Below are 5,352 nucleotides of genomic sequence, written 5' to 3'. Positions count from 1 at the left end.
ACGGCTCGGTGCCGTCCACCGGTCAGCGGCGCCCTGGCCTCCCACGGGCTGGCCCCGCAGTACTCTCGGCGCGATGGGGCTTAGCTTCCGGGTTCGGAACGGGACCGGGCGTGCCCCCCATGCTCTGGCCGCTGACCGGTGGGCGGCGCCCACCGTATCTTCGGTGCCCGGTGTCTCTCTCACGTGCCCTGGGGGCCGCATGGCGCATAGGAGAGATCCGACTCGGGGGCATCCTCGTGCCCGGACCGCGCGTGAGCGCTGGGTCCCGCGGGCCGCGAGGTGCGGTTCCGGAAGAGCTCGGGCGATTAGTGCGGCTCGGCTGAGGGCGTCGCCGCCCTTGCACCTGCCGTCTATCGACCAGGTAGTCTACCTGGGCCCTTACCGGAAGGAGAACTAATCCCTGGAACGGCTTCCCGCTTAGATGCCTTCAGCGGTTATCCGCGCCGCACGCGGCTACCCGGCCGTGCCGTTGGTCGACAACCGGTTCACCGGAGGTGCGTCCACCCCGGTCCTCTCGTACTGGGGGCAGCCTCCATCGATTCTCCTGCGCCCACGGAGGATAGGGACCGAACTGTCTCACGACGTTCTGAACCCAGCTCGCGTACCGCTTTAAACGGCGAACAGCCGTACCCTTGGGACCTGCTCCAGCCCCAGGATGCGATGAGCCGACATCGAGGTGCCAAACCTTGCCGTCGATGTGGACTCTTGGGCAAGATCAGCCTGTTATCCCCGGAGTACCTTTTATCCGTTGAGCGACGGCCCACCCACTCGGGGCCGCCGGATCACTAGAGCCTGCTTTCGCACCTGCTCGGCTCGTGGGCCTCGCAGTCAAGCCCGCTTGTACTCTTGCATTCAAAAGGACGGTTGCCGACCGTCCCGAGCGGACCTTCGCGCGCCTCCGTTACCCTTTAGGAGGCGACCGCCCCAGTCAAACTGCCCGCCTGGCACGGTCCCCGAGCCGGTTGACGGCCTCGGGTTAGGACGCCGGTCGCGCGAGGGCAGTATTCCAAGGGCGGCTCCCCGGGGGCTGGCGCCTCCGGATCTTCGCCTCCTGCCTATCCTCTACACGCGGGACCAGCGGCCAATGCCAAGCTGCAGTGAAGGTTCACGGGGTCTTTCCGTCCTTCCGCGGGTAAGTCGCATCTTCACGACCAGTGCAATTTCACCGGGTCCATGGTCGAGACAGCGCCCAAGTCGTTGCGCCTTTCGTGCAGGTCGGAACTTACCCGACAAGGAATTTCGCTACCTTAGGACCGTTATAGTTACGGCCGCCGTTTACCGGGGCTTGGCTTCGGGGCTTCGCCGAGACGGCTAACTCCTCCGCGTGACCTTCCGGCACCGGGCAGGCGTCAGACCCTATACGTCGCCTTGCGGCTTCTGCAGAGTCCTGTGTTTTTGGTAAACAGTCGCTTGGGCCTCTCCACTGCGGCCCGCCTCCGCTCCCGGAGCAAGTCCGTTCACGTACGCGCGGGCACCCCTTCTCCCGAAGTTACGGGGCCATTGTGCCGAGTTCCTTGACCATGGTTGACCCGATCGCCTCGGTATGTTCTACCCACCCACCTGTGTCGGTTTGCGGTACGGGCGCGCACGCGCCTGCCTAGGGGTTTTTCTAGGGACCTCGGGCTCACTCGCTTCGCTCAATCGCTTCGTCCGGAGCCTCGCCCTCGATGCGGACCGGATTTCCCTGGTCCGCGGGCCGCGCTCCATCACGGGGACGTCCAGAACCCCGCCGAGCCACCCCCATCCGTCGCCCCGTCGGTCGTAGCGCCGCGTGCGCGGTGCAGGAATGTCTGCCTGCTGCGCGTCGGCTACGCCTCCCGGCCTCGCCTTAGCCCCCGACTGACCCTGGGAGGATTAGCCTTGCCCAGGAAACCTCGGGTTCACGGCGGACGAGTTACTCTCTCGTCTCTCGCTACTCATGCCAGCATTCTCACTCCCATGCGCTCCACCGTCGGTCGCCCTCCGGCTTCTCCGCCCATGGGAAGCTCCCCTACCGATTCTATAGATAAAATCCCGCCGCTTCGGTGTCCAGCTTAGCCCCGTGTATTGTCGGCGCATGTCCACTCGACCAGTGAGCTGTTACGCACTCTTTGAATGCATGGCTGCTTCTAAGCCAACATCCTGGTTGTCTGGGCGGACGCACATCCTTTGCCACTCGGCTGGAACTTGGGGACCTTAGCGGGCGGTCCGGGCTGTTTCCCTCTCGAGCACACAGCTTAGCCCACATGCTCTGACTGCCGCGCTCTGGGCCGCCGGCATTCGGAGTTCGGTTGGATTCGGTAGGCGGCGAAGCCCCCTCGTCCATCCGGTGCTCTACCTCCGGCGGTGAACGCGCGACGCTAGCCCTAAAGCTATTTCGGGGAGAACGAGATATCTCCGGGTTTGATTGGCCTTTCACCCCTATCCGCAGGTCATCGCCGCCGTTTTCAACCGACGTGCGTTCGGCCCTCCACGGGGTCTTACCCCCGCTTCAGCCTGCCCACGGATAGCTCACCCGGCTTCGCGTCCGCGGCGCGGGACTCAAGTCGCCCTGTTAAGGCTCGCTTTCGCTACGGCTCCCTTTCGGTTAACCTCGCCCCGCGCCAGCGACTCGCTGGCTCATTCTACAAAAGGCACGCCGTCACACCCCGGAGGGTGCTCCGACTGCTCGTGGGCGCACGGTTTCAGGTACTGTTTCACTCCCCTCCCGGGGTGCTTTTCACCTTTCCCTCACGGTACTGGTGCGCTATCGGTCACAGGGTAGTACTCAGGCTTGGATGGTGGTCCACCCAGGTTCGGACCGGGTTTCACGTGCCCGGCCCTACTCAGGGACCGCGTCGCGCCGTCCGGTCTGGGTTCGCGTACGGGGCTGTCACCCGCTGCGGCCGGCCCTCCCATGCCGTTCCGCTCCCCAGCCGGACCTGCGCCCGGGGGCGGCAGCCCCCGGATGCGCGGCCCTGCAACCCCGCCGGCGGAACCCCTGCCGGGTACGCCCGCTCGACGGTTTGGCCATCGGTCCCCTTTCGCTCGCCGCTACTCGGGGAGTCTCGAGATTGATTTCCTCTCCTCCGGGTACTTAGATGTTTCAGTTCCCCGGGTTGTCCTCCCCGGCCCTATGCGTTCAGGCCGGGGATATGCACACTGCTGTGCATGGGTTCGCCCATTCGGAGACCCCCGGGTCGAAGGATGTGTGCTCCTCGCCGGGGATTATCGCAGCTTGCCGCGTCCTTCATCGGCTCCCTGTGCCAAGGCATCCGCCGTGCGCCCGTGGTATCTTGCGGGACCGCTCCGGGCCCGCGGGATATCCACGTGTCGCTAATATAAATTAATCGATATCATGAATAGCGCTCTCATGTCGCAATTCGGGTATCTCATACCGCGGCACAGCGTGTTCCACTGTGCTCGCGATCAGATGCTCCTCACTCATCAATGAGTGAATTCCTCTTGTTTGGATCGGATGAATGATTGCTATCATTCTCTATTTAATCGCAGAAAAGAATCGAGTCTGGAAGAGGATACTCTTCCATCTCTCTCCTATCGCTATGCGGCTCTCAAGGTACGCGGGTGCGACCCCGGGGACCGGGTGCTGCGGGGACGTATCCGGGCCAGACATCCACCGGACGGGCTCCTGCCCTCCATTCGAGTTAAAGTGTTCTCTCTCTAAGAATGTGTCTCCCTAGAAAGGAGGTGATCCAGCCGCACCTTCCGGTACGGCTACCTTGTTACGACTTCACCCCCCTCACCCTCCACACCTTCGGCGCCTCCCCCCTTGGCGGTTGGGCCGGCGACTTCGGGTGCAGACGACTCGGGTGGTGTGACGGGCGGTGTGTACAAGGCCCGGGAACGCATTCACCGCGGCATGCTGATCCGCGATTACTAGCAACTCCGACTTCATGGGGGCGGGTTGCAGCCCCCAATCCGAACTGGGGCCGGCTTTCCGGGATCCGCTCCCCCTCGCGGGGTGGCATCCCTCTGTACCGGCCATTGTAGCACGTGTGCAGCCCAGGGCATAAGGGGCATGATGACTTGACGTCGTCCCCGCCCTCCTCCGCCTTGACGGCGGCGGTCCCGCGTGGGTTCCCGGCATCACCCGATGGCAACACGCGGCGGGGGTTGCGCTCGTTGCGGGACTTAACCCAACATCTCACGACACGAGCTGACGACAGCCATGCACCACCTGTATGGGCTCCTCTCGGCCACGGGGTCTCCCCCGCTTCACCCATATGTCAAGCCCTGGTAAGGTTCTTCGCGTTGCTTCGAATTAAGCCACATGCTCCGCTGCTTGTGCGGGCCCCCGTCAATTCCTTTGAGTTTTAGCCTTGCGGCCGTACTCCCCAGGCGGGACGCTTAATGCGTTGGCTGCGGCACGGGGGGATCGTCCCCCCACACCTAGCGTCCATCGTTTACGGCTGGGACTACCAGGGTATCTAATCCTGTTCGCTCCCCCAGCTTTCGCGCCTCAGCGTCGGTCTCGGCCCAGAGGGCCGCCTTCGCCACCGGTGTTCCACCCGATATCTGCGCATTCCACCGCTACACCGGGTGTTCCACCCTCCCCTACCGGACCCAAGCCGCGGAGGTTCCGGGGGCTTCGGGGGGTTGAGCCCCCCGCTTCGACCCCCGGCCTGCCGGGCCGCCTACGCGCGCTTTACGCCCAATGAATCCGGATAACGCTCGCCCCCTACGTATTACCGCGGCTGCTGGCACGTAGTTAGCCGGGGCTTCTTCTGCAGGTACAGTCTCGTCTCTTCCCTGCTGAAAGCGGTTTACGACCCGAAGGCCTCCGTCCCGCACGCGGCGTCGCTGCGTCAGGGTTGCCCCCATTGCGCAAGATTCCCCACTGCTGCCTCCCGTAGGAGTCTGGGCCGTGTCTCAGTCCCAATCTGGCCGGTCGGTCTCTCAACCCGGCTACCCGTTGTCGGCACGGTGGGCCGTCACCCCGCCGTCTACCTGATGGGCCGCGGAGCCATCCCCTCCCGTCGGGGCTTTAGCCCGGGCGCCATGCGGCACCCGGGGGTATCCGGTATTACCCGTCCTTTCGGGCGGCTATCCCGGGGGAGGGGGCAGGTTCTCCACGTGTTACTCAGCCGTTCGCCACTCGCCTCTATCCGAAGATAGGTGCCGTTCGACTTGCATGTGTTAGGCGCGCCGCCAGCGTTCATCCTGAGCCAGGATCGAACTCTCCGTCCAAAATATGTTTGGGCCTCGAGCCCGTCCGGTCCTCTCAGTTCATCGCTGATCGGTTCCGTTCGATTCATATGGTTCTGTTTGATAGGAAAAGGAATTCCTCGGGGCCGCCTCTCGGCGGCCTTGCGAAAAACGAATCCAAGTCAGACCATTTCAAATGGTTCGATGTCTGCCCGGATGCGACACATC

The 5,352-nt window shown here is 63.9% G+C and carries 3 rRNA genes; all 3 read right to left on the bottom strand.

From position 1 onward, the window contains the following. Positions 1–20 precede the first annotated feature (20 nt). Positions 21–136: ribosomal RNA gene (gene rrf, locus ACQRCA_RS08210) — 5S ribosomal RNA — on the bottom strand. Positions 137–285: 149 nt separating this feature from the next. Then, a 23S ribosomal RNA gene (locus ACQRCA_RS08205) occupies positions 286–3,260 on the bottom strand. 399 nt (positions 3,261–3,659) lie between these two features. After that, a 16S ribosomal RNA gene (locus ACQRCA_RS08200) occupies positions 3,660–5,166 on the bottom strand. The 16S, 23S and 5S rRNA genes sit together here, the layout of an rRNA operon. Between the last annotated feature and the right edge of the window lie 186 nt (positions 5,167–5,352).

This window comes from Collinsella sp. SGI.095, assembly GCF_050314535.1.
Taxonomy (GTDB): Bacteria; Actinomycetota; Coriobacteriia; order Coriobacteriales; family Coriobacteriaceae; genus Collinsella.
This window is presented reverse-complemented; position numbering and strand designations above follow the sequence as displayed.